General features: G+C 46.7%; 21 protein-coding genes. 3 read left to right on the forward strand and 18 right to left on the reverse strand.

Annotated elements, in window-relative coordinates; genetic code table 11:
- The first annotated feature begins 110 nt into the window (after window positions 1–110).
- Window positions 111–476: a DUF805 domain-containing protein gene (locus AC6I7V_RS11440; RefSeq protein ID WP_261882081.1), complete on the forward strand. Its 366-nt coding sequence runs from the start codon at window positions 111–113 to the stop codon at window positions 474–476.
- 78 nt (window positions 477–554) lie between these two features.
- Here AC6I7V_RS11440 and recA read toward each other — a convergent pair whose 3' ends face one another.
- On the reverse strand, window positions 555–1592 hold the full coding sequence (gene recA, locus AC6I7V_RS11445) for a recombinase RecA (protein ID WP_255229916.1): 1038 nt from the start codon (window positions 1590–1592) through the stop codon (window positions 555–557).
- A 140-nt stretch (window positions 1593–1732) separates the two neighbouring features.
- Window positions 1733–2224 carry a nicotinamide-nucleotide amidase gene (gene pncC, locus AC6I7V_RS11450; protein WP_498010911.1) on the reverse strand — a complete coding sequence of 164 codons (492 nt, stop codon included), beginning with the start codon at window positions 2222–2224 and terminating at the stop codon, window positions 1733–1735.
- 132 nt (window positions 2225–2356) lie between these two features.
- Between pncC and mutS the strand changes: the two genes are divergently transcribed.
- Window positions 2357–4918 carry a DNA mismatch repair protein MutS gene (mutS, locus tag AC6I7V_RS11455; protein WP_498010912.1) on the forward strand — a complete coding sequence of 854 codons (2562 nt, stop codon included), beginning with the start codon at window positions 2357–2359 and terminating at the stop codon, window positions 4916–4918.
- Window positions 4919–5002: 84 nt separating this feature from the next.
- Here mutS and rpoS read toward each other — a convergent pair whose 3' ends face one another.
- The 13 genes from rpoS to rlmD all read right to left on the reverse strand — a co-directional run bounded on the left by rpoS (window position 5003) and on the right by rlmD (window position 19334).
- A complete protein-coding gene (gene rpoS / locus AC6I7V_RS11460; RefSeq protein ID WP_255229913.1) occupies window positions 5003–5983 on the reverse strand; it encodes an RNA polymerase sigma factor RpoS in 981 nt (326 codons plus the stop codon).
- Between the two features lie 95 nt (window positions 5984–6078).
- Window positions 6079–7029, reverse strand: coding sequence for a peptidoglycan DD-metalloendopeptidase family protein (locus tag AC6I7V_RS11465; RefSeq protein WP_498010914.1), 951 nt, complete (start codon window positions 7027–7029; stop codon window positions 6079–6081).
- Between the two features lie 32 nt (window positions 7030–7061).
- The gene (locus AC6I7V_RS11470; RefSeq protein WP_255229911.1) at window positions 7062–7688 is read right to left on the reverse strand and encodes a protein-L-isoaspartate(D-aspartate) O-methyltransferase; all 627 of its coding nucleotides are present in this window, start codon (window positions 7686–7688) and stop codon (window positions 7062–7064) included.
- Window positions 7685–8431 carry a 5'/3'-nucleotidase SurE gene (gene surE / locus AC6I7V_RS11475; protein ID WP_498010915.1) on the reverse strand — a complete coding sequence of 249 codons (747 nt, stop codon included), beginning with the start codon at window positions 8429–8431 and terminating at the stop codon, window positions 7685–7687. Before surE ends, AC6I7V_RS11470 begins: the two co-directional genes overlap by 4 nt.
- Before the next feature lie 38 nt (window positions 8432–8469).
- Window positions 8470–9519, reverse strand: a complete 1050-nt coding sequence (gene truD, locus AC6I7V_RS11480) for a tRNA pseudouridine(13) synthase TruD (RefSeq protein WP_498010916.1) — start codon at window positions 9517–9519, stop codon at window positions 8470–8472.
- Window positions 9520–9541: 22 nt separating this feature from the next.
- The gene (gene ispF / locus AC6I7V_RS11485; protein ID WP_032549792.1) at window positions 9542–10021 is read right to left on the reverse strand and encodes a 2-C-methyl-D-erythritol 2,4-cyclodiphosphate synthase; all 480 of its coding nucleotides are present in this window, start codon (window positions 10019–10021) and stop codon (window positions 9542–9544) included.
- Between the two features lie 2 nt (window positions 10022–10023).
- Entirely contained in the window at window positions 10024–10725 is a 702-nt protein-coding gene (ispD, locus tag AC6I7V_RS11490) for a 2-C-methyl-D-erythritol 4-phosphate cytidylyltransferase (protein WP_498010917.1), read from the reverse strand.
- Window positions 10725–11006, reverse strand: coding sequence for a cell division protein FtsB (ftsB, locus tag AC6I7V_RS11495; RefSeq protein ID WP_255229907.1), 282 nt, complete (start codon window positions 11004–11006; stop codon window positions 10725–10727). Before ftsB ends, ispD begins: the two co-directional genes overlap by 1 nt.
- A gap of 498 nt (window positions 11007–11504) precedes the next feature.
- The gene (gene eno, locus AC6I7V_RS11500; RefSeq protein ID WP_255229906.1) at window positions 11505–12803 is read right to left on the reverse strand and encodes a phosphopyruvate hydratase; all 1299 of its coding nucleotides are present in this window, start codon (window positions 12801–12803) and stop codon (window positions 11505–11507) included.
- Between the two features lie 76 nt (window positions 12804–12879).
- Window positions 12880–14520, reverse strand: coding sequence for a CTP synthase (gene pyrG / locus AC6I7V_RS11505; RefSeq protein WP_255229905.1), 1641 nt, complete (start codon window positions 14518–14520; stop codon window positions 12880–12882).
- 151 nt (window positions 14521–14671) lie between these two features.
- Window positions 14672–15469, reverse strand: coding sequence for a nucleoside triphosphate pyrophosphohydrolase (mazG, locus tag AC6I7V_RS11510; RefSeq protein WP_255229904.1), 798 nt, complete (start codon window positions 15467–15469; stop codon window positions 14672–14674).
- 208 nt (window positions 15470–15677) lie between these two features.
- Entirely contained in the window at window positions 15678–17900 is a 2223-nt protein-coding gene (gene relA / locus AC6I7V_RS11515) for a GTP diphosphokinase (protein ID WP_255231794.1), read from the reverse strand.
- Window positions 17901–18008: 108 nt separating this feature from the next.
- Window positions 18009–19334 (reverse strand): 23S rRNA (uracil(1939)-C(5))-methyltransferase RlmD, encoded by a 1326-nt coding sequence (gene rlmD, locus AC6I7V_RS11520; RefSeq protein WP_498010918.1) that lies wholly within the window; start codon window positions 19332–19334, stop codon window positions 18009–18011.
- 165 nt (window positions 19335–19499) lie between these two features.
- Here rlmD and barA point away from each other — a divergent pair, with 165 nt between their 5' ends.
- Window positions 19500–22313: a two-component sensor histidine kinase BarA gene (barA, locus tag AC6I7V_RS11525; RefSeq protein WP_255229902.1), complete on the forward strand. Its 2814-nt coding sequence runs from the start codon at window positions 19500–19502 to the stop codon at window positions 22311–22313.
- A gap of 85 nt (window positions 22314–22398) precedes the next feature.
- On the opposite strand, the gene acpS is transcribed toward barA, so the two are convergent.
- From acpS to recO, 3 genes are read right to left on the reverse strand one after another with little or no spacing between them, the layout of a single operon-like run.
- Complete coding sequence (gene acpS / locus AC6I7V_RS11530) at window positions 22399–22779, reverse strand: holo-ACP synthase (protein ID WP_255229901.1); 381 nt, start codon at window positions 22777–22779, stop codon at window positions 22399–22401.
- Between the two features lie 28 nt (window positions 22780–22807).
- Window positions 22808–23545 (reverse strand): pyridoxine 5'-phosphate synthase, encoded by a 738-nt coding sequence (gene pdxJ, locus AC6I7V_RS11535; protein WP_239841240.1) that lies wholly within the window; start codon window positions 23543–23545, stop codon window positions 22808–22810.
- The gene (gene recO / locus AC6I7V_RS11540; RefSeq protein ID WP_255229900.1) at window positions 23542–24273 is read right to left on the reverse strand and encodes a DNA repair protein RecO; all 732 of its coding nucleotides are present in this window, start codon (window positions 24271–24273) and stop codon (window positions 23542–23544) included. The genes pdxJ and recO overlap by 4 nt, the downstream gene beginning before the upstream one ends.
- Window positions 24274–24283 lie beyond the last annotated feature (10 nt).

Here is a 24283-nt window from a genome sequence, read left to right on the forward strand (position 1 = left end):
CAACCTAAAGAAACCGCAAAGCATCGATTTTTGCAAAATTACCTTGAGGACAACAACACACTAAAACACCTTCTATACTCAAAGAATGCAACCGCACTTTAGGTGACGATATGAGCTTAAAAGCACTACTATTTTCTTTCAAAGGACGAATTTCTCGACGACCTTATTGGTTGGTCAGTATTGCATTGTTGCTTTGGGGGAGTGTATTAAATCAGGTCTACTTCTCTCAATTTAATGAGCAGAACCTGATGCAGATTAGTGATGTCATTCTCACCCTGACTAACATGGTGATTGTGATTTGGATTAATTTTGCCGTTCAAGTGAAGCGTTGGCATGATCGAGACAAAGTGGGATGGTGGGCGCTACTCTGGCTGATCCCAATCATAGGTCAAATATGGGTGATCATCGAATGCGGATTTTTCAAAGGAACACCGGGACAAAACCGCTTCGGATCATCACCAACCGGAGAGCTATAATTTTCCAGTATTTATGGCCTCGGCTTCAGAAAAACAAAAGCCTCGCAAGTGCGAGGCTTTTATTGTTCATCAAGAGAATTAAAACTCTTCTTCTGGCATCTCACCAGTTTCTGGTGCTTCAGGCTGAGCTGGAGTCAGTAGCATTTCACGAAGTTTAGCATCGATAGTTTTCGCTGCTTCTGGGTTCTCACGAAGGAACTTACCAGCGTTCGCTTTACCTTGACCAATCTTATCGCCGTTGTAGCTGTACCAAGCACCTGCTTTTTCAATCAGCTTGTGCTTAACACCTAGGTCGATCAGCTCACCTTCACGGTTGAAGCCTTGGCCGTATAGAATTTGAGTTTCTGCTTGCTTAAATGGCGCAGCAATCTTGTTCTTAACAACCTTGATACGCGTTTCGTTACCCACAATCTCGTCGCCCTCTTTGATAGAGCCTGTACGACGAATATCAAGACGAACAGATGCGTAGAACTTAAGTGCGTTACCACCCGTCGTCGTCTCTGGGTTACCAAACATCACACCGATCTTCATACGGATTTGGTTGATGAAGATACACATACAGTTAGATTGCTTAAGGTTACCTGTTAGCTTACGCATTGCTTGAGAAAGCATACGTGCTTGCAGACCCATGTGGCTGTCGCCCATTTCGCCTTCGATTTCCGCTTTCGGTGTCAATGCTGCTACTGAGTCGACAACAAGAACGTCAATCGCACCTGAACGCGCTAGCGCATCACAGATTTCTAGTGCTTGCTCACCAGTATCTGGTTGAGAAACAAGAAGTGCATCGATATCAACACCCAGTTTTTGAGCGTAGATAGGGTCTAGTGCGTGCTCCGCATCGACGAATGCACACGTTTTACCTTCACGCTGAGCTGCTGCAATAAGTTCTAGTGTTAGTGTTGTTTTACCTGATGATTCTGGACCGTAGATCTCAACGATACGACCCATTGGTAGACCACCAGCACCTAGTGCGATATCTAGAGATAGCGAGCCAGTAGAAATCGTTTCTACATCCATTGTGCGGTTGTCACCAAGACGCATGATAGAGCCTTTACCAAACTGCTTTTCAATCTGTCCAAGGGCTGCGGCTAACGCTTTTTGTTTATTCTCGTCCATTACTATCTCCACATAATCGGTTGTCTATAACAAGCGATTTAGAATCTGTTTCTAACCCACATAGGGGTGACTAATTGGTGTTTATTATACTGTTGATTCATACAGTGTCCATACCTGTATGAAAATTATTTGTACAATTGTTACTTCTCTTCCAACAGGTAATCATAAATAACCTCAAGCGCACAAGCGGTCGCTTGTTGTCGTACTTGTGATCGATCACCCGCAAATACATGCGTTTCTACGTTTTGCCAGCCATTGTTTGCAGCCCAAGCAAAACAGACAGTGCCGACTGGCTTCTCTTCACTGCCTCCGCCAGGGCCTGCAATACCACTGATCGATACGGCGATCGTGCCATTAGAGTGCGCCAATGCGCCTTGCGCCATTTCAACCACCACAGCCTCACTGACTGCCCCATGCGCTTCCAGCGTTGCAGCTTGCACGTCAATCATCTCTTGTTTGGCTTCATTACTGTAAGTGATAAAAGCACGGTCAAACCATGCTGAACTACCGGCTATATCTGTGATTGCACTTGCAACGCCACCACCAGTACACGACTCTGCCGTGACCAAAACGTGCTGATTTTTTAATAAAAGCTGGCCGAGTTTTTCGCTGAGTTGTTGAATCGATGACATGGTGACAAACTCCATTGTTTCTGCATGGTTTCTACATGAGTGAATTTGAATCTTTATCGCTTGCACCGCTTTTCGCAGGTATCGCTTTCACGTATCCTAAGCCGCAATAGAAATAAACGAAAGAAGTTACCAGTGAAAGCCGATCAAAAACATACTCCCATGATGCAGCAGTACCTAAAACTCAAAGCAGAGAATCCAGAGATCCTGCTTTTCTATCGCATGGGAGATTTCTACGAGCTTTTCTATGATGATGCTAAAAGAGCCTCTCAACTCCTTGATATTTCCCTAACCAAACGTGGCTCATCTGCTGGCGAACCTATCCCAATGGCAGGCGTGCCGTTTCATGCAGTAGAAGGCTACCTCGCTAAACTGGTTCAACTCGGTGAATCTGTGGCGATCTGCGAACAAATCGGTAACCCTGCGACATCGAAAGGTCCAGTAGAGCGTGCCGTTGTTCGTATCGTGACACCGGGTACCGTCACTGACGAAGCCCTTCTTTCTGAGCGCGTTGATAATCTGATTGCTGCGATTTATCACCATAACGGCAAGTTTGGTTACGCTACTTTAGATATCACTTCAGGTCGATTCCAACTTTCGGAGCCAGAGACCGAAGAGTCAATGGCCGCTGAACTGCAACGGACTTCACCAAGAGAACTGCTCTTCCCAGAAGACTTCGAACCTGTAGAACTGATGGCGAACCGTAACGGTAACCGCCGTCGTCCAATATGGGAATTTGAGTTAGACACGGCCAAGCAGCAACTCAACCAACAATTCGGTACTCGCGACCTCGTCGGCTTCGGTGTGGAACATGCCAAGCTCGGTCTATGTGCTGCAGGTTGTTTGATCCAATATGTCAAAGATACCCAGCGTACCGCTCTGCCGCATATTCGCTCACTGACTTATGATCGCCAAGATCACTCTGTGATCTTAGATGCAGCGACTCGTCGCAACCTAGAGATCACTCATAACCTTGCAGGCGGCACCGACAACACGCTGGCAGAGGTACTCGATCATACAGCAACGCCAATGGGTAGTCGTATGCTCAAGCGTTGGTTACATCAGCCAATGCGTAATATCTCCGCTCTCGACCAACGCTTAGATGCCATTGGTGAGATGAAAGATTTGGCATTATTTACAGAGCTACAACCAACACTGAAACAGATTGGTGATATTGAGCGTATCCTTGCTCGATTAGCTCTTCGCTCAGCTCGCCCACGCGATATGGCGCGCCTACGCCAAGCGATGGACTACCTTCCAGAACTTGCAGATACCCTAGAGCAAGTCTCTCATCCATATCTTACTCAGCTTGCACAATATGCGGCACCTTTTGAAGAAGTCTCTGAGCTACTGACTCGTGCGATCAAAGAGAACCCACCGGTTGTAATTCGCGATGGCGGCGTGATTGCTGCAGGGTACAGCGCAGAACTGGATGAATGGCGTGACCTTGCAGACGGTGCAACAGAGTACTTAGACAAACTCGAAGCGGAAGAGCGTGAACGTCACGGGATTGATACGCTAAAGGTTGGCTACAACAACGTACACGGCTTTTTTATTCAGGTAAGCCGAGGTCAAAGCCACTTGGTCCCGCCTCATTATGTACGCCGCCAAACGTTAAAGAACGCTGAGCGCTACATTATTCCTGAGTTAAAAGAGCACGAAGACAAGGTACTGAACTCAAAATCCAAAGCACTAGCGATTGAAAAGCAGCTTTGGGAAGAGCTGTTCGACCTGTTACTGCCACACTTAGAGCAACTGCAGAACATCGCCTCTTCAGTATCACAATTAGACGTTCTTCAAAACCTAGCTGAGCGCGCTGATACCTTAGATTACTGTCGCCCAACTCTAACTAAAGAGCCTGGGGTACACATTCAAGCGGGTCGTCACCCTGTGGTTGAACAGGTAATGGACGAGCCTTTCATTGCCAACCCGATTGACTTGAATGATCAACGTAAGATGCTGATCATCACAGGTCCAAATATGGGCGGTAAATCGACCTATATGCGTCAAACTGCGCTCATCGCACTAATGGCTCATATTGGTTGTTACGTTCCTGCAGAGAGTGCAACCATTGGCTCAATCGACCGTATCTTCACTCGAATCGGTGCATCAGATGATCTTGCGTCTGGCCGTTCAACCTTCATGGTAGAGATGACAGAAACAGCCAACATTCTCCATAACGCAACGCCAAGCAGTTTGGTTCTGATGGATGAGATCGGTCGTGGTACCAGTACCTACGATGGCCTATCACTGGCTTGGGCAAGTGCGGAGTGGCTGGCAAATCAAATTAATGCGATGACACTGTTTGCCACTCACTACTTCGAACTAACTGAGCTACCTAATCAGATCCCAACCTTGGCGAATGTTCATTTGGACGCCGTTGAGCATGGCGACAGCATTGCCTTCATGCACGCCGTTCAAGAAGGAGCAGCAAGTAAATCTTACGGTCTTGCAGTCGCTGGGCTGGCGGGAGTGCCAAAAGCCGTGATTAAGAATGCACGAGCTAAGCTCACCCAATTGGAGGCGATAAGCGCAGAGACACCAACAGCGAAACCAAGTGGTGTCGATATTGCAAACCAGTTGAGTTTGATCCCAGAACCGAGTGAAGTGGAGCAAGCACTAGCAAACGTCGATCCAGATGATCTAACGCCGCGCCAAGCGCTAGAAGAGCTGTATCGCCTAAAGAAACTGCTCTAGTCAAAGACAGATTCATTAACCTCGATAAAAACAGAAACGCTGACATTGAGTCAGCGTTTTTTCTTGGCCATTTCGAAATCTGGACTAATCGTTTTCAACGTTGAATAGGTTCTCCATATTCAAGCCTTGCTTGATAAGGATTTCTCTTAAACGACGTAGACCTTCTACTTGAATCTGGCGTACACGCTCACGAGTTAGGCTGATCTCACGACCAACTTCTTCAAGAGTCGATGGCTCATAACCAAGAAGACCAAAGCGACGTGCAAGCACTTCTTTCTGCTTAGGATTCAGTTCATCTAACCAGTCGATCAGTGATGTTTTTATATCGCTGTCTTGGGTTGAAACCTCAGGGTCGGAATTGTTTACATCAGGAATGATGTCGAGTAGTGCTTTCTCACCGTCACCACCGATAGGCGTGTCTACTGAGCTCACGCGCTCGTTAAGACGTAGCATTTTGCTTACGTCGCTTACCGGCTTATCTAGCTTAGTCGCAATCTCTTCTGCGGTTGGCTCATGATCCAGCTTTTGTGATAACTCGCGAGCAGTACGCAGGTAGATGTTTAGCTCTTTCACAACATGTATTGGCAGACGAATAGTACGCGTTTGGTTCATCAACGCGCGTTCGATCGTTTGACGGATCCACCATGTCGCGTAAGTAGAAAAGCGGAAACCTCGTTCTGGATCGAACTTCTCAACAGCGCGGATCAAACCTAGGTTACCCTCTTCGATAAGATCGAGCAGAGCTAAACCACGGTTGCTGTAACGACGTGAGATTTTAACCACAAGACGTAGGTTACTTTCGATCATGCGCTTGCGGGCTGCTTCGTCTCCACGTAGTGCGCGACGAGCATAAAGTACTTCTTCTTCTGCGGTTAAGAGTGGAGAGAAGCCAATTTCACCCAAATACAACTGAGTTGCATCTAGGCTTTTCGAAGTCACTTCGACTTCTTCTTTCGCTTCTGTTTTTTTAGTGACGGTTTGCTCGCCTTGATCAACGTTTGCCAACTCCGTGGTCTCTTGGTCAAGTTCGAACTCTTCTTTAATAACTGCATTGCTGATACTCATAACGCCTCCCCCTGGCGATATTAGCAAGACATTACAACTTAAAATGTCGCTAAATGACTATGTCACTTCATACAAGTACCGTTGCGGCACTCATATTAAGGTAAATAACGTTTAGGATTAACGGATTTACCTTGGTAACGAATCTCAAAGTGCAGCCTAACGCTTTTGGCTCCAGAACTGCCCATTGTGGCAATTTTCTGTCCTGGTTTAACACTTTGCCCTTCAGATACTAATAGTCGATCGTTATGCGCGTATGCACTTAAGTAGTTGTCGTTATGCTTTACAATCACGAGATTGCCGTAGCCTCTGAGTGCATTACCCGAATAAACAACCGTTCCCCCTGCAGTAGATACGATAGGCTGACCACGCTGTCCTGCTATGTCTATGCCTTTATTTCCTTGTTCACCTACAGAGAAATTCTTGATCACTCTCCCTTTGGTTGGCCATAACCATTTCGATACTTTATCGTTAGTTGGCTTGCTGGCGGTTGTAACATTCTGTTTACCTTTAGAACCAACATACTCCTTTGGCTTCGATTGTTCAACCTTCTTTGGTGGATCTTTTTTAACCGTTTTCGTTGTTGACTGCACAGGTGCCGGTTTAGAGTTTTTACTCTTTACTGGCTCAGCCTTGGCAGTTACAGGCTTAGAGGATTTCGAGCTGGAGGAGCTCGGTGCGCTCACAACAGGAACAACCGGTGCAGGTTTAGGATCAGGGGTAACACTTGCAATGGCTGTCGACTTACCATAAGCGGGCGCCTTGTATGACGGACGCCATAACTTAAGCTTCTGCCCTGGGTGAATGGTATAAGGCGCAGAAAGGTCATTGTAGTGAATCAGGTCATTGACATCTTTATTGGTCAAATAAGCGATAAAGTAGAGGGTATCGCCCTTTTGAACCTCATAATAACTACCACGATAGCTGCCACGCTCAATGGCGGAGTAATCTTTATTCAGACTTGATACCGGTGCAGGGGAGTGAGCTGCGCACCCTGCCAGTACGCAACACAACAATATGGTTATCCCGTTTGAAAACTGTGAACGCATTCAGTTGTTATCCATCTACACCAATAGTTTTATTACGCCAGCTCACCCGGCACCAAAGGGACAAACCGTACCATCTCAATCGTTTCTGATAGGTACTCATCACCTTGACGGGTAATTTTTAACAGTTGTTGTTCGTTGTCGCCAACAGGGATCAGTAAACGACCACCATCACTCAGCTGCTCTAAGAGCGCTTGAGGGATGGATTCTGCTGCTGCCGTTACAATGATGGCATCAAATGGGCCTTTCGCAGACCAACCTTGCCAACCGTCACCATGTTTAGTGGAAATGTTATAAAAATCAAGCTGCTTGAGCCGTCTTTTGGCATCCCACTGTAATGACTTGATACGCTCAACAGAATAAACATGATCAACTAGCTGAGCCAATACCGCCGTTTGGTATCCCGAGCCTGTTCCAATTTCTAAGACGCGACTACTTTGCTGAAGTTCCAGTAACTCCGTCATTTTTGCCACAATGTAAGGCTGAGAAATTGTCTGGCCTTGACCAATAGGCAGAGCATTGTTGTCATAAGCTTGGTGATGCATCGCCTGTGATAGAAAACGCTCTCTTGGCAAACGGAAAATTGCATCGAGAACCTTTTGGTCTCGAATACCACTCTCAATCAGGAAGCTAATTAAACGGTGTGCGTGAGGATTGCTCATTTGCGCTCTCCTAACCACTCCGACATTGCGCCCAAAGATTCATGAGCAGTTAGATCAACCTGCAGTGGCGTCACTGAAACGAAGCCATGCTCTATCGCATAGAAATCTGTTCCCTGCCCTGCATCTTGCTCCTTACCTGGAGGACCTAACCAGTAGATATCATGACCTCTTGGATCTTTCTGCTTAATCATGTCTTCAGAGTGGTGACGAGCCCCAAGACGCGTCACCTGCGTACCCTTAAGATTACCAAAAGCAACATCTGGAACATTGACGTTCAATAAACGATTAGTTGGAATCGGTCGAGCTAAGTGTTGTTCAACGATTTGGCGTGCAATAAGAGCGGCGGTTTTAAAGTGTTGTTTGCCTACCAAAGAGAACGCAACTGACTGTACACCTAAAAAGTGCCCTTCCATCGCTGCGGCAACAGTACCTGAATAGAGCACATCATCACCCAGATTTGCTCCATGATTAATGCCGGTCAGCACTAAATCCGGCATGTCATCCTTGAGCAGTTCATTCAATGCAAAGTGCACACAATCGGTTGGTGTACCTTGTACAGAGTAGGTGTTAGCTGCAATTTCTTGAACACGCAGAGGCTGTTCAAGCGTTAATGAATTCGACGCACCTGAGCGATTACGATCAGGTGCAACGATAATAACGTCAGCAAGATCGCGTAGCTCATCAGCTAGGGCATGAATACCCTGAGCATGAACACCATCATCATTGCTGAGTAGAATCTTCATTCTGTATCCTTTCTTAATATCCGTTTCAGTTTACGTCTTTACTGCGCGTATTGTCGCTCAACCGCAACTTCTTCCACTAGTTCACGAACAATCGCGGTCGCAAAGCAACCTGCATCCAATGAAAACTTAAGTGTGATATTGTCGCCTTCCACTTCCCATGAAAGCTGTTGTGGCTTAAGAGAAGCTTCGCGACGGTCATGACGCATACGGTTGCCGCGAATGAGCGCCATTAAATCAGGCTCATCATCAAGGTGCTTCTGCTCAAGAGCGAGTGCGTTGTCTTGTGTCGGTAGTGCATTGTCTCCAGCCATCGCTACTGAAACCTGCGCTTCGCCTTTCTCAACCGCTAGGTTCAACGCTTCAAGATTATCAGTTGTGGCCAACAGTTGCTCACCAGCACTGAAAACGACATCACCAAGAATTGCTGAGTTAAACACGTTCTGTTCAATACGCTCTGACAAAATGCGATTGAAGATCCAAGAGCGAGCTGCAGATAGATATAAACTGCGCTTGTTCTGGTTACGTGTTCGCACGTTATCACGACCCCAGCGACGAGCTTCAGATAAATTATTACCTTCATTACCAAAACGCTGAGCACCAAAATAGTTCGGTACACCTAGCTTCGCCACTTGTTCGAGACGGTTTACCACATCAGCCGTGTCAGTCACTTCAGACAGTGTCAGTTCAAATTGGTTACCAACTAGGTCGCCTGGGCGTAGCTTTTTGTTGTGACGCGCCGTTGCCAAAATCTCAATACTTGGGTATTGAGTCAAGAAAGCGGTAAAGTCTGGGGTATCACCCTTTGGTAGGTGAACACTCAACCATTGCTCAGTTACTGCATGACGGTCTTTCAGTCCCGCCCAGCTCACGTCTTTTGATTTAACACCACAGGCTTTTGCCAGCTCGTTAGCAACAAAGCTGGTGTTCTCACCGGTTTTGCGGATACGCACCATTAGGTGTTCCCCCTCTCCAGTGAATTCGAAACCTAAGTCTTCGATAACCACAAAATGCTCGGCTTTCGCTTTTAGTTTCGCTTGTGCCGTCGGCTTGCCATTTAAATAGGCAAATGAAGATAAAATATCTGACATGCTGTTCTTTTCGTTGTGGTGCTTATGCACTTTTAGTAATTAGGACGACTGCTTCGCTTGCAATGCCCTCTTTGCGTCCGGTAAAACCAAGGCGCTCAGTCGTTGTCGCTTTTACGTTTACGTTACCAATATCGGTTTCAAGATCCTCAGCAATCGCTTGGCACATCGCATCAATATGCGGAGCCATTTTTGGCGCTTGTGCCATAATAGTCACATCCACATTACCGATTTGGTAGCCTTGTTCTTTAACGCGGCGGTAAACATCTTTGAGCAGCTCGCGGCTATCTGCACCCTTCCACTCATCATCAGTGTCAGGGAAGTGACGACCAATATCGCCCGCGGCAATCGAGCCTAATAGCGCGTCGCATAATGCGTGCAGAGCCACATCACCATCTGAGTGCGCAACCAGTCCTTGCTCATAAGGTACGCTCACGCCACCAATAATTACTGGGCCTTCACCACCAAACTTATGAACATCAAAACCGTGGCCAATACGAATCATCATTATTCCTTATTCTGACTTAAATAGAACTCAGCCAATGCTAAATCTTCTGGCTGAGTAACCTTAAAATTATCTGAGCGCCCAGCAACCAGAGCTGGCGATGCACCTTTCCACTCAAACGCAGACGCTTCGTCGGTAATCGATACGCCTTGTTCAAGAGCCTCTGTTAGAGCCTGCTGCAGCGGTAAAGTTCGAAACATTTGCGGCGTCAATGCGTGCCATAAATTAGCACGCTCTACGGTGTGATCAATCTGCCCATCAACACCTCGTTTCATGGTATCTCGAACAGGAGCAGCTAGAATGCCACCTACCGGATGAGACAGTGACACTTCAATCAGCTTATCGATGTCATCCTGCTGAATGCATGGCCGAGCAGCATCGTGAACCATAACCCACTCACACAAATCGCTCTCTTGAATATAGTTCAGAGCAGACAGAACCGAGTCGGCTCGCTCATTACCACCTTTAACACGCACAACATCTGGGTGTTGGCTCAAGCTCAATTCAGGGAAATATGGGTCACTTTCACTGACGGCTACCACGACCTTACTCACTTGAGGGTGAGAGAGCAGCTTGTTAACGGTGTGTTCCAGGATGGTGATCGCGTGAATCGTCAGATACTGTTTCGGGCGATCGGCCTTCATTCTACTGCCGACACCCGCCGCAGGTACAACCGCGACAATACTCTGTTTATTCGTCGGCATTAGTGCGACTCCTCACCAATCATGCGATAAAACGTTTCCCCTTCCTTCACCATACCGAGTTCATGTCGAGCACGCTCTTCGATGGCATCTAACCCTTGACGAAGGTCGTCGATTTCCGCAAACATTTCTGCATTGCGAATGTGAAGCTTCTCGTTCACTTGCCTTTGAACGTCGATTTCATTGTTCACTGTGTAGTAGTCCGAAATACCATTTTTACCGAGCCACAATGTGTGTTGCAGCCAGCCAAGTAAGATCAGCAGGACAAGAGCAAAGATTCGCATAACACCTTTCGCTGGTTAGAAAAGAAGGAACTAGAATAAGGCACATATATACCATAATGCGCTTATTGGTGCGAGATATGTGGTGTAAGGGAATCTATAAGTAGAAGATTTATCGGACAGAATCGTTGATGCTTACCAAAGAGACTCCCTCCTCGCCCCCACTCTCGTCATTTCCGGAAAGAAGGGACGACTGCGTTGGGAATCTATCGAAGTTCACATTGGGAGAGATTCCCTACTCTTTCCTTCGTCAGTCTAGGGAGTGACGAATTTTAGACAAAAAACGCCCTACCGAAGTAGAGCGTTTCAAAAGCTTTAAGCTAACAATTCGCTAGGAGTTATTGACCTTTAACTTCTTTAAGACCGCTTTCGTTGTAAAAGAGGGAGCTTTAGAACCTAGAGCTTCTTCCCGTCATTTTCTACAGGCAAAAAAATGCCCCGCTATTGCGAGGCATTTAAAGCTTAGATTAACAATTCCTTTGGTTTATAAAACCAGAGAGATTATTGACCCTTAACTTCTTTAAGACCGTTGAAAGGAGCTTTAGAACCTAGAGCTTCTTCGATACGGATTAGTTGGTTGTACTTAGCAACACGGTCAGAACGGCTCATAGAACCAGTCTTGATTTGACCTGCAGCAGTACCTACCGCTAGGTCAGCGATAGTTGCGTCTTCAGTTTCGCCAGAACGGTGAGAGATTACTGCTGTGTAACCTGCGTCTTTAGCCATCTTGATTGCAGCTAGAGTCTCAGTTAGAGAACCGATTTGGTTGAACTTGATAAGGATAGAGTTAGCTACGCCTTTCTCGATACCTTCAGCAAGGATCTTAGTGTTAGTAACGAATAGATCGTCACCTACTAGTTGAAGCTTGTCACCTAGTAGTTCAGTTTGGTGCTTGAAGCCATCCCAGTCAGACTCGTCTAGACCGTCTTCGATAGAAACGATTGGGAATTGGTTAGCTAGCTCAGCTAGGTAGTGGTTGAACTCTTCAGAAGAGAAAGTCTTACCTTCGCCTTTCATGTTGTAGATGCCAGCTTCTTTGTCGAAGAACTCAGATGCAGCACAGTCCATAGCTAGAGTCACGTCTTTACCTAGTTCGTAACCAGCAGCTGCAACAGCTTCTGCGATTACCTCTAGAGCTTCAGCGTTAGACTTAAGGTTAGGAGCGAAACCACCTTCGTCACCAACTGCAGTGCTGTAGCCTTTAGACTTAAGAACTTTAGCTAGGTTGTGGAATACTTCAGCACCGATACGTAGACCTTCTTTAAGAGTCTTAGCGCCAACTGGTTGGATCATGAACTCTTGGATGTCAACGTTGTTATCTGCGTGCTCACCACCGTTGATGATGTTCATCATTGGTAGAGGCATAGAGAACTGACCAGCAGTACCGTTTAGCTCAGCGATGTGCTCGTATAGAGGCATGCCTTTAGCCGCTGCAGCAGCTTTAGCGTTCGCTAGAGAAACAGCTAGGATTGCGTTAGCACCGAACTTAGATTTGTTTTCAGTACCGTCTAGCTCGATCATTACTGCGTCGATTGCAGCTTGGTCTTTAGCATCTTTACCAGTTAGAGCTGTAGCGATTTCACCGTTTACAGCTTCAACAGCTTTAAGAACACCTTTACCTAGGAAACGTGCTTTGTCGCCGTCACGTAGCTCAAGAGCTTCGCGAGAACCCGTTGATGCGCCAGATGGAGCAGCAGCCATACCTACGAAACCGCCTTCTAGGTGTACTTCAGCTTCTACAGTTGGGTTACCACGTGAATCGATGATTTCACGACCTAGAACTTTAACGATCTTAGACATTGAATGTTTCCTTCTCGTTGAATATATAATGTCAAATTAAAGGCAGCAGCACTGCAAACGCTACTGCCGGTATCCTTTACTTCTCTAATTCGTCACGCTGGTGTTGACCAGCTGCTTTAACGAAGCCTTCGAATAGTGGGTGACCATCGCGAGGCGTAGAAGTGAACTCTGGGTGGAACTGAGCTGCCACAAACCACGGGTGGTTTGGAATCTCGATAACTTCAACCAGCTTCTTGTCCGCAGACAGACCCGATACTTTTAGGCCCGCTTTTTCAATTTGTGGACGAAGGTTGTTGTTCACTTCGTAACGATGACGGTGGCGTTCATGGATCGTCGCGCTACCGTATAGTTCACGAGCTTTCGTACCTTTCTCAAGGTGACACAACTGTGAACCTAGACGCATAGTACCACCTAGGTCAGATTTTTCAGTACGTTCTTCAACATTACCTTCACCATCTACCCACTCAGTGATTAGACCCACTACTGGGTACTTCGTGTCTTTGCTAAATTCTGAAGAGTGCGCACCTTCCATGCCCGCAACGTTGCGTGCGTATTCGATAAGTGCCACTTGCATACCAAGACAGATACCGAGGTAAGGTACTTTGTTCTCACGAGCGTATTTCGCTGCGAAAATCTTACCTTCAACACCGCGGTCACCAAAGCCACCAGGCACTAGGATTGCGTCTAGGCCGTGAAGTGCTTCTTCACCTTTGCTCTCTACGTCTTGAGAATCAACGTACTTGATCTTAACGCTTAGACGGTTCTTCAGACCCGCGTGCTTAAGTGCTTCGTTCACTGACTTGTATGCGTCTGGTAATTCAATGTATTTACCAACCATACCGATGGTTACTTCACCAGTTGGGTTCGCTTCTTCATAGATTACCTGTTCCCATTCTGATAGGTCTGCTTCTGGAGCGTTGATACCAAAACGAGTACACACTAGGTCATCAAGACCTTGTGATTTAATGAGTTGAGGGATCTTGTAGATTGAGTCTACATCCTTCATTGAGATTACTGCTTTCTCTTGTACGTTACAGAAAAGTGCAATCTTCTTACGTTCGTTCGCAGGGATCATGCGATCAGAACGACAAACTAGGATATCTGGCTGGATACCGATAGACAGTAGCTCTTTTACAGAGTGCTGAGTCGGTTTAGTTTTCACTTCACCAGCAGCCGCTAGGTAAGGAACTAATGTTAGGTGCATGAACATTGCACGCTCACGGCCTAGTTCTACTGCTAGCTGACGAATCGCTTCCATGAATGGTAGAGACTCGATATCACCAACCGTACCACCAACTTCAACGATCGCAACGTCGTGGCCTTCTGCACCAGCGATTACACGGTCTTTGATAGAGTTAGTGATGTGAGGGATTACTTGGATAGTTGCACCTAGGTAATCACCGCGACGCTCTTTCGCTAGAACGTCTGAGTAAACACGACCCGCTGTGAAGTTGTTACGCTTAGTCATCTTGGTGCGAATGAATCGCTCGTAGTGACCAAGGTCAAGGTCAGTTTCAGCGCCATCTTCCGTAACGAACACCTCACCGTGTTGGGTTGGGCTCATAGTGCCCGGATCAACGTTGATGTAAGGGTCAAGCTTCATCATAGTCACTTTAAGACCACGAGCTTCTAAAATAGCTGCAAGCGATGCCGCTGCAATACCTTTACCTAGAGAGGATACAACCCCGCCAGTAACAAAAATGTAATTTGTCGTCATGTTTAACCTGAAATTGGTTGAATGAGGGAAAATGGATTTCTTCTGGACGGGATGAAAATATACCAGAAGCCCCTTATCGCCACAACGTGAAATCTATCACACTGCTATTTTTTATTTTTTGCTTCAAATCAAATCAGCACCAAAGCTTTGTTTAACTTTTCTCCGCCAACTTAACCTCATCCCACATAGAATCGAGCTCTGAGAGGGAGAAATCGTTCAAAGTTTTGCCTTTTTGACGAACTTTTCCTTCTACACCTTTAAAGCGACGCTCAAACTTTACATTCGCTTTGCTCAATGCCGATTCTGGGTTTTTCCCTAGATGCCTGACTAGATTCACGGTCGCAAACAGTAAGTCACCCAATTCTTCTTCAACTAAATCCTCGTTTGGCGTGACTTGCAGTGCCTCTTCAAGCACCTCGTCGACCTCTTCTCGTACCTTATCGACAACAGGGCCAATGGATTCCCAATCAAAACCGTATTTTGCTACCTGCTTTTGCACCTTTGTGGCACGCAAAAGTGCAGGTAGAGAGTTTGGTATTGAGTCTAGAATACTTTCCTGAGTTTTGCCTGCTTGAACTTTTTCTTTGGCTTTTTCTGCCTCCCAGTTGGCATTGATGGCCTCTTCATCATCAAACTCAACATCAGAAAACACATGTGGATGACGACGAGTGAGCTTTTCATTCACACCGTCAACCACATCGGCAAACTCGAACAACCCTTGCTCTTTCGCGAGCTGGCTGTAAAAAATCACCTGAAACAGTAGATCGCCCAACTCTTCTTGCAAATTCGACCAGTCTTTATTGTGGATTGCGTCCACCACTTCATATGTTTCTTCGATAGTATGCGGGACAATTGTTTCAAAATTTTGTTTTAGATCCCAAGGGCAGCCACCTTCTGGGTCGCGCAGCTTCGCCATAATTTGTTCTAATTGTTCAATCGGGTGGCTCATGGTGCTTTCCTATTATTCTGTTTGATTGTTTTAATCTAATTCTTTTCTTAAAACTAAAAAAGGTGAGCAGTCAAAACCACTCACCTTTCTATTTCTCCACCATCCCCAAAAGTGAAGAATGAACGAGTTGGGGATCTCAAACCGCTTGGCGAGATTCCCTATCACGTTCGCTCCTCACTGTAGGGAATGACGAGGATGATACCAAGTATCAACCCAACCTTTTGACTGACATAACATCTTTAATCTGCTCGACGCGACTGGTCACGCGGCTTAGGATTTCAATGTTGGTCACCTCTAGGTCAAAGTCCATCACTGATAGCTGACGCTTATAATCGGTGCGGCTTTTCATGGTCGTCACACTGATCTTCTCATTGGCAAACAACGAGGTGATGTCTTTCAATAATCCACTACGCTCTAACGCTTCAACACGCAGAGTTAGGATGTAAGAACCAACAAAACCATTACCCCAAACCGTATCTATAATACGCTCTGGTGCGTGGATTTTTAGTTCGCTCAGCTGTTCACAGTCGCTACGGTGAACCGAGATACCACGACCTTGTGTGATGTAACCTTTGATGCTGTCACCTGGAATTGGTTGGCAACAGCGTGCAAGATGAGTCATTAGATTATCGACACCTTCCACGACAACGGCATCTTTCTTTGGGCGGCTCTGCTGAGCTGGCTTATGTTCTGACTCTAGTAGCTTCTCTAGCGCCTTCTGATCTTCCTCTTCTGCCGTTGGCTTATTCACCAATGCGTTGATGTGGTTGATCACTTGGTTGATACGCAAATCACCGCTACCGATACCCGCATACAGCTCGTCTGGCGTATTCACGTTGAAACGCTTCAGGGCATATTGATCTGCATCTTTGAGTGTCGCGCCAATTTTATGCAGCTCAGCCTCTAGGATGTCACGACCTGCTTCAAGGTTTTTCTCACGACTTTGCGCACGGAACCAAGCATTAATTTTAGCGCGAGCGCGCCCAGAGTGAACAAAACCTGTGGCTGGGTTTAACCAGTCACGTGAAGGGTTTGGCTCTTTCTGAGTAATGATTTCAACCTGATCACCCATAGAGAGTTTGTGAGTAAATGGAACGATACGTCCACCTACTTTGGCTCCGATACAGCGGTGGCCTACCATCGAGTGAATGTGATAAGCGAAGTCCAACGGAGTTGCTCCCATTGGTAAGTCGACCACATCACCGCGTGGTGTAAATGCGTAGACACGGTCATCAAAAACTTGGCTACGAACTTCATCCAGCATCTCGCCAGAATCCGACATCTCTTCTTGCCAATCGATCAGTTTACGCAGCCATGTGATCTTCTCATCGTAACCGCTGCGACCACCCGATGAACCCTCTTTGTACTTCCAGTGCGCGGCAACACCCAGTTCTGAGTCTTCGTGCATCTGTTTAGTACGGATCTGGATTTCGATGGTTTTGCCTTCAGGCCCAAGTACCACAGTATGGATAGATTGATACCCATTCGGTTTCGGGTTTGCTACATAGTCATCGAATTCGCTTGGTAGATGTTTGTATTTGGTATGAACAACCCCGAGCGCTGCGTAACAGTCTTGCAATTGGTCTGCGATGATACGTACTGCGCGCACGTCAAACAGTTCATCGAAGGCCAAGCCTTTCTTCTGCATTTTGCGCCAGATGCTGTAGATGTGTTTCGGGCGGCCACTGACTTCAGCGTTGATACTAGAGCGTTCCATTTCAGACGTAAGATCATCAACGAAATCAGTAATGTACTGTTCGCGAACAATACGACGCTCAGACAACTGCTTAGCAATCTGTTTATAGGTATCGGGTTGTTGGTAACGGAAAGCGTAGTCTTCGATTTCCCATTTAAGCTGACCAATACCGAGGCGGTTCGCCAGTGGCGCATAGATGTTGGCACACTCTTTCGCTGCCGCTCTACGCACCTCGTCAGGGGCTTTCTTCACCTCGATAAGGTTACAGATACGCTCAGCAAGCTTGATGACCACGCAACGGAAATCATCAACCATGGCCAATAACATGCGGCGCACGTTATCGACCTGACCTGACGCTGCGCTACCCTCAAGGGTAACGTTAAGTTGGCCTAGTGCCGCCATCTCTTCCACGCCATCAATCAGCTTAACGATCTCTTTGCCGTAGCTCTCTTCAAAAGCTTCTCGTTCAAACACGCCACTGGAGACAACTGGGAAAAGCTGAGCCGCAACGAGTGTCGCGCGATCCATTGATAACGTCACCAAGATTTCAATCATCTCTCGGCCACGCCACAATAGCAGTGAGGCTTGCTCATGCTCTTTTAGCAGCTCTTCACAATGACGATAAACCTTGATCAGCTTATTCGACGTTTTGGCATCCTGATTTAAAGATGCAATCCAGCTCTCTAGCTCAAACTGTTCGCTTGGGTTTAAATGTGCGCTTCGTACCGCAACCATCATGCCTTCCTAGTTATTATGTTTTATACCCAACTCAATATGACTAACCGGGTCCAAGTTAGTTCGACTCATACTGGTAACAAGACGTTTCTTATACGCCTTTTCGTTCTATGATTTCTCTTTAACGAATAGTGCCATAGATTCCAAGTGACTGGTATGCGGAAACATGTCTAACATACCCATTTTGACCATTTGATAACCTTGATTTTGCAAGCTTGCCGTATCTCTAGCTAGAGTAGCAGGATTACATGAAACATAAACCACGCTCTTCGCGCCCAGCGCTGAAAGTTGGTCGACAATCCCACTTGCCCCAGCGCGTGCAGGATCAAGAAGCACCTTGTCGAACTTCTCTTTTGCCCACGGCTGAGAAGCGAGCTCTTCTTCGAGGTTCGCTTGGTAGAAAGTCGCGTTGTCGAGCTGGTTTACTTCAGCATTGCTCGTTGCCTGTTTCACCATTTCATCCACACCTTCAACGCCAACCACCAATGCGGACTGTTTTGCGATAGGTAAACTGAAATTACCTAAGCCACAAAACAGGTCGAGAACTCGCTCATCCGCTTGTGGATTCAACCACTCAATTGCTTGTGCCACCATTTTTTGGTTCACTTGTTGATTAACTTGAATAAAGTGATTCGGCTCAAACGGCAGAGTAACGCCTGTTTCACTGTATGTCGGTGCATCACCAACCAAACGAACCAGTTGATCCGTTTCTGGCATTGAATACAAGATTGCCCCCTGCTCCGTCGCTAAATCGATAAGCGCTTGCTGATCTTTGTCTGCCAACGGTTTAAGGTGACGAAGGACAATCACTGGCCCTTTATCAGAAAGAACCAGTTCTACGTGACCAAGGTTCATCGGTTGGCTAAAAGTCTCCAGTAGCGCTTTCATCTTTGGCAGCAACGCATTTAAGCTTGGCTCCAACACTGCGCAGTCCGTCACATTCTCGATGTGCTTGCTCTGTTTCTTGCGAAAGCCAAACTGCAGCTGTTGATTCTTTCTGTCCATAAACAAGCTCACGCGAGCACGACGACGATAGCCAACCTGCGGACCAGTAATTGGATCGGCAATTTCAGTGCTGGGAGTTTGGTATTGACTCATTAAGTGGCTCAGTGACAGCCCCTTATGCTCAACTTGCGATATGTAATCCATATGTTGTAGATGACAACCACCACACTGATTAAAGTGTTTGCAGAAAGGCTTTAGTCGCTGTTCGCTTGGCTTTAATAGTTTAATCAGTTTCGCACGCGCAAACTTACTTTTGCTTTCCGTTAATTGAATCACCACTTGCTCGCCCGGCAACGCACCATCAATAAACACTGGTTTATTTTTCTGATAAGCGATGCCTGCGCCATTGTGATCCATTCGTTCAACCAAAACCGATTGATGCTTGGTCTCGAATTGAGTTTTCTTTTTTGGTTGAAAAAAACGTGCCATTGCTTGTGCCTAAACTATCTTTTAATCATTTATTTGTATCCAGGACTCACTATTATGTCTTGGAATCATTGTCGAACGTGGCGGCTTTGATTAAGCTTACCGTTCACTTAGCCACCATTGTGTGCGTTATTTTCCCATATCCAGACCTCGATGTAATTAAAGAACATGACCAGATATGGCTTGAGAGCCCGTGTAATTACCCTAACTCTTGCTCCGACCCTGATTATAGGGTTGTTATTGAGTGCATTCTTCTCATTTAACCGCTATCAAGACCTCGAAGGACAAGTTGTCAATACAGGTACTAGCATTATAGAACCCCTTGCGATTGCGAGTGAGTCTGGCATGCAATTAGAGAGTCGAGAGTCGGTTCGTCAATTGATCAGCTACGCACACCGTAAAAACTCAAAATTGGTGCGCAGTATTGCGGTGTTTGATGAGCGTCATGAACTGTTTGTAACCTCGAACTTCCATCCCGACTTCGAGAGTCTCACTTACCCGAAAGACAAACCGATTCCACATCTGAGTTCGTCCAAGTTGCTCGATAATACGCTGATTTTAAGGACTCCGATTATTGCTGAAGGTCAGTTCATCAATTCCGCTAACGGCCAATCTCAAGCGAATCAAGCCGTGGGTTATATTGCTATCGAATTGGATCTCTCTTCTCTGCGGTTACAACAATACCAAGAGATCTTCTCTGCGTTCTTGGTTCTTATCTTAGGACTCGGCCTGTCTGGTGTGTTTGCATTCCGCTTAATGCACGACGTCACTCAACCGATCACACACATGAAGAACATGGTTGACCGCATACGTCGCGGTCATCTTGATGTGCGTATCGAAGGCAAGATGCATGGCGAGTTAGACTCACTGAAAAATGGTATCAACGCGATGGCGGTCTCCTTGTCGGAGTATCACGTTGAGATGCAGCACAGTATCGACCAAGCGACGTCCGATCTACGTGAAACACTCGAGCAGTTAGAAATTCAGAACGTTGAATTGGATATCGCGAAGAAGCGTGCTCAAGAAGCGGCGCGCGTCAAATCAGAGTTCTTAGCCAACATGTCACACGAACTCAGAACACCCCTGAATGGTGTGATAGGCTTTACTCGTCAGATGCTAAAAACTCAACTCTCCACCAGCCAAACTGATTATCTACAAACCATTGAACGTTCGGCCAATAACTTACTAAGCATCATCAATGACATCCTCGATTTCTCGAAGCTAGAAGCGGGTAAACTGGCTCTGGAAAATATTCCTTTTGAGTTCCAAGCCAGCCTTGAAGAGGTAGTCAACCTGCAAGCCACCAATGCGCACGAGAAAGGGCTTGAGCTAACACTGAAAGTCGATCCGAAAGTACCTGCTGGTATTGTTGGTGACCCACTGCGTATTCAACAGATTCTTACTAACCTAGTGGGTAACTCGATCAAATTTACCGAGCGCGGCAACATCGATATTAGTGTTGAGCTGCGCTCTCAATCAGAAGATAACATCGAGCTACAGTTCATGGTGCGCGACACGGGTATCGGTATATCTGAACGTCAGCAAGCTCAGCTGTTCCAAGCCTTCAGCCAAGCTGATGCGAGTATTTCACGTCGCTATGGTGGTACGGGTTTAGGTCTGGTTATTACCCAAAAACTGGTCAGCCAAATGGGTGGTGAGATAAGCCTAACCAGTCGCTTGCACCAAGGCTCAACTTTCTGGTTTACGCTAAGGCTATCGACCACCGACATGCCGATGACTGATCTAATCGACACCCAATGCCTACAACAAAAGCAGTTGTTATTGATTGAACCAAACATGCAAGCGGCATCGATTACTCAGCAAGTTCTGACTCAAGAAGGGTTGATAGTAACCTATCGCTCAGTAATGCCAAAAGAGTCGACCAACTACGATTATGTTCTTCTCAACCTTGCGGCTAACCAAGCCTACGAACTAGAAGTCGTTCAACAGTGGGCAAAACGTGCTAGAGAGATCTCGCAAAACGTCATCATTGGCACCCCAAGTACAGAATTGGCTTTGGGTGAGCAGCTAATGAAAAATGTTGATGTACAGTGCATTACCAAACCCCTGTCTCGCAAGAAATTGCTGCAAACCCTAGTTTCGAACCAAGCACCACTTCTCAACGCGCCGGTGATTGCGACGCACAGTGACGAAAAGTTACCTCTGACAGTTTTGGCTGTTGATGATAACCCAGCCAACTTGAAACTGATCACCGCCTTACTGCAAGAGCGCGTCGAAACGGTGCTGAGCTGTACAAGTGGCCAACAAGCGATTGATCGAGCGACAGAGCAGACGTTCGATATCATCTTCATGGACATCCAAATGCCGCAGATGGATGGCGTGACCGCGTGTAAACACATCAAAGAGTTAGAAAATAACGCCAATACACCTGTAATAGCGGTAACAGCTCATGCAATGAGTGGCGAGCGCGATCGTCTACTCGCAGCCGGAATGGACGACTACCTGACCAAGCCAATTGAAGAACACGTACTGCAACAAGTGCTGATCCACTGGAGTCCAGAATCAGCAGTAGATAATTTTGAAAAGATCGATCCTGAACACCCAGCGGTGGGTGGAGAGATTGAGAGCCACACCATCGAAACAGAGAGCAACCAGCACAAAAACATCATCATTGATTGGCAGGCCGCACTCAAGCAAGCCGCCAACAAAGAAGATCTTGCACGAGATATGCTACAGATGTTGGTCGACTTTATTCCTGAGGTGTACGACGCTACAGAGAAAGCGATTGAAGAGCCAGATTATCCAGTTGATGAGCTAATACACATTATCCATAAAATGCACGGCAGTAGCTCATACAGTGGTGTGCCGAGGCTCAAAGCGGTATGTGCCACTATTGAGAAAGAGCTGCGCTCTGGCACTCAGATAGAGGATATCGAACCAGAACTGTTCGAACTTCAGGATGAGCTAGATAAGGTACAAGCCACAGCAATTCACTATCTAACCCCTATTCAGCCGAGTTAGCTCTCGGCACAGGTAAGTAATGGGGACCATAGAAACAAAAAGCAGAGCCAAACGCTCTGCTTTTTATTTGATTATCACCGAAACATTAAGACTCGAACAGCACCGTTGCTACTGCGTAGTGACGTTCATCTGAGATCGTAATGTGGACAGAGTTAACGCCAAGGCTTGCGGCTAACTCTTTCGCTTTATTGTGCAAAGTAAGAACTGGTTTCCCATGTTCATCGTTCGCAACCTGAAAGTCATGAAAGGTGACGCCCATTGCGATGCCCGTACCGAGAGCTTTAGAAGCGGCCTCTTTAGCGGCAAATCGCTTGGCTAAAAAGCGCCCTTTCTGCTTCAAAGAGTGGAACTGTTCAAGCTCCACCTCACTCAAGATACGCTCCGCAAAGGCTGAGCCACTGCGTGCTAATGCCTTTTCAACTCGCTCAATCTCTGCGATGTCTGTACCAAGGCCAACCACTGCCATGACTCTTTAACCTTTCAATTCTTATCAATTAAGCGTTGTTACGCGCGTTTTCCATTACCGCTTTCATATCTGATACCGCTTTCGCTAGGCCATCAAATACAGCACGACCAATCACAGAGTGACCGATGTTCAACTCATAGATCTCTGGTAAAGCGGCGATTGGCGCAACGTTGTGGTAAGTCAGACCGTGACCGGCATTCACTGTGATACCTAGGTCGTCTGCGTAGCTTGCGCCTGCAGCGATCTTCTTCAGCTCATCTTGTTGGTCTTCTTCGGTTTTCGCTTCTGCGTAGTGACCTGTGTGTAGCTCGATAAATGGTGCACCACACGCTTTCGCTGCATCAATTTGCTCGCGGTCCGCATCAATGAACAGAGATACTTTGATACCCGCTTCGGTGAGCTTTTGCGTTGCTGCTTTTACTTTTTCAAGCTGGCCAACTACGTCCAAGCCACCTTCCGTCGTTAGCTCTTCACGTTTTTCAGGAACTAGGCAAACAAACTCAGGCTTAGTATCTAATGCAATCTGTACCATCTCGTCCGTTACCGCCATCTCTAGGTTCATGCGAGTCTGGATAGTTTCAGCCAAAATGCGAACGTCGCGGTCAAGGATATGACGACGGTCTTCACGCAGGTGAATAGTGATACCGTCCGCGCCGGCACGTTCAGCAATCTCTGCTGCGTGAACTGGATCTGGGTATTGAGTTCCACGCGCATTACGTAGGGTTGCAACGTGGTCGATATTAATGCCTAAAAGGATTGAGCTCATTTTCCAATACTCCGTGCTCTAGAGAGACCTATTTGTGGCATAAACAGCTCTCTACTTTTTAATGGTTTGCCGCCAAGATACGGCTTTAAGGCTATGCGTGTAAAGCGTTTTGCCGCTTTTAACTGCTCTTTCGTTATAAATCTACGTTCACTGATCGCTATCAGTTCATCACCCATAAAGGTCAAGTTGTCACGGCGCACTGAGGCGATAAAACCCTTCTGCTCGCGATAGCGATAAGTCATTGTCGGATCAATAGGTTCTCCGGTACCTGCACAGTGCAGAAAATCAACGCCGTAGCCCATTGCCGATAACAGAGCGAGTTCAAAGCGTCGCAATGCAGGCTCTGGGTTCTCATTATGCGCCAGTTCCGTTAAAGCATTAAGATAATCATGAAAAAGTGCGGGCATCGGCACTTCTGCCATCAAAACTCGCCCAATTAATTCATTCACATACATGGCAGAGTAGAGGTTAATCCCAGTTAGCGGTAGTCCAAGACTGATCGGTTCCGCTTGGCGCAATGTTTTCATTGAACTATTACCAGACCATTTCAGCAGCAGTGGTGTAAACGGCTGCAACGCGCCCTTGAGATTAGAACGTTTACTGCGAGCCCCTTTAGACATCAGTGTCATTCGTCCGAACTCTTCACTGAACACATCTAAAATCAGGCTCGATTCACTGTACGGTCTGCGATGTAATACAAAGCAGCGCTGTAACCCTTCTGAAGACATATCACCTTCT

It is taken from the genome of Vibrio sp. KUL70 (assembly GCF_059725515.1).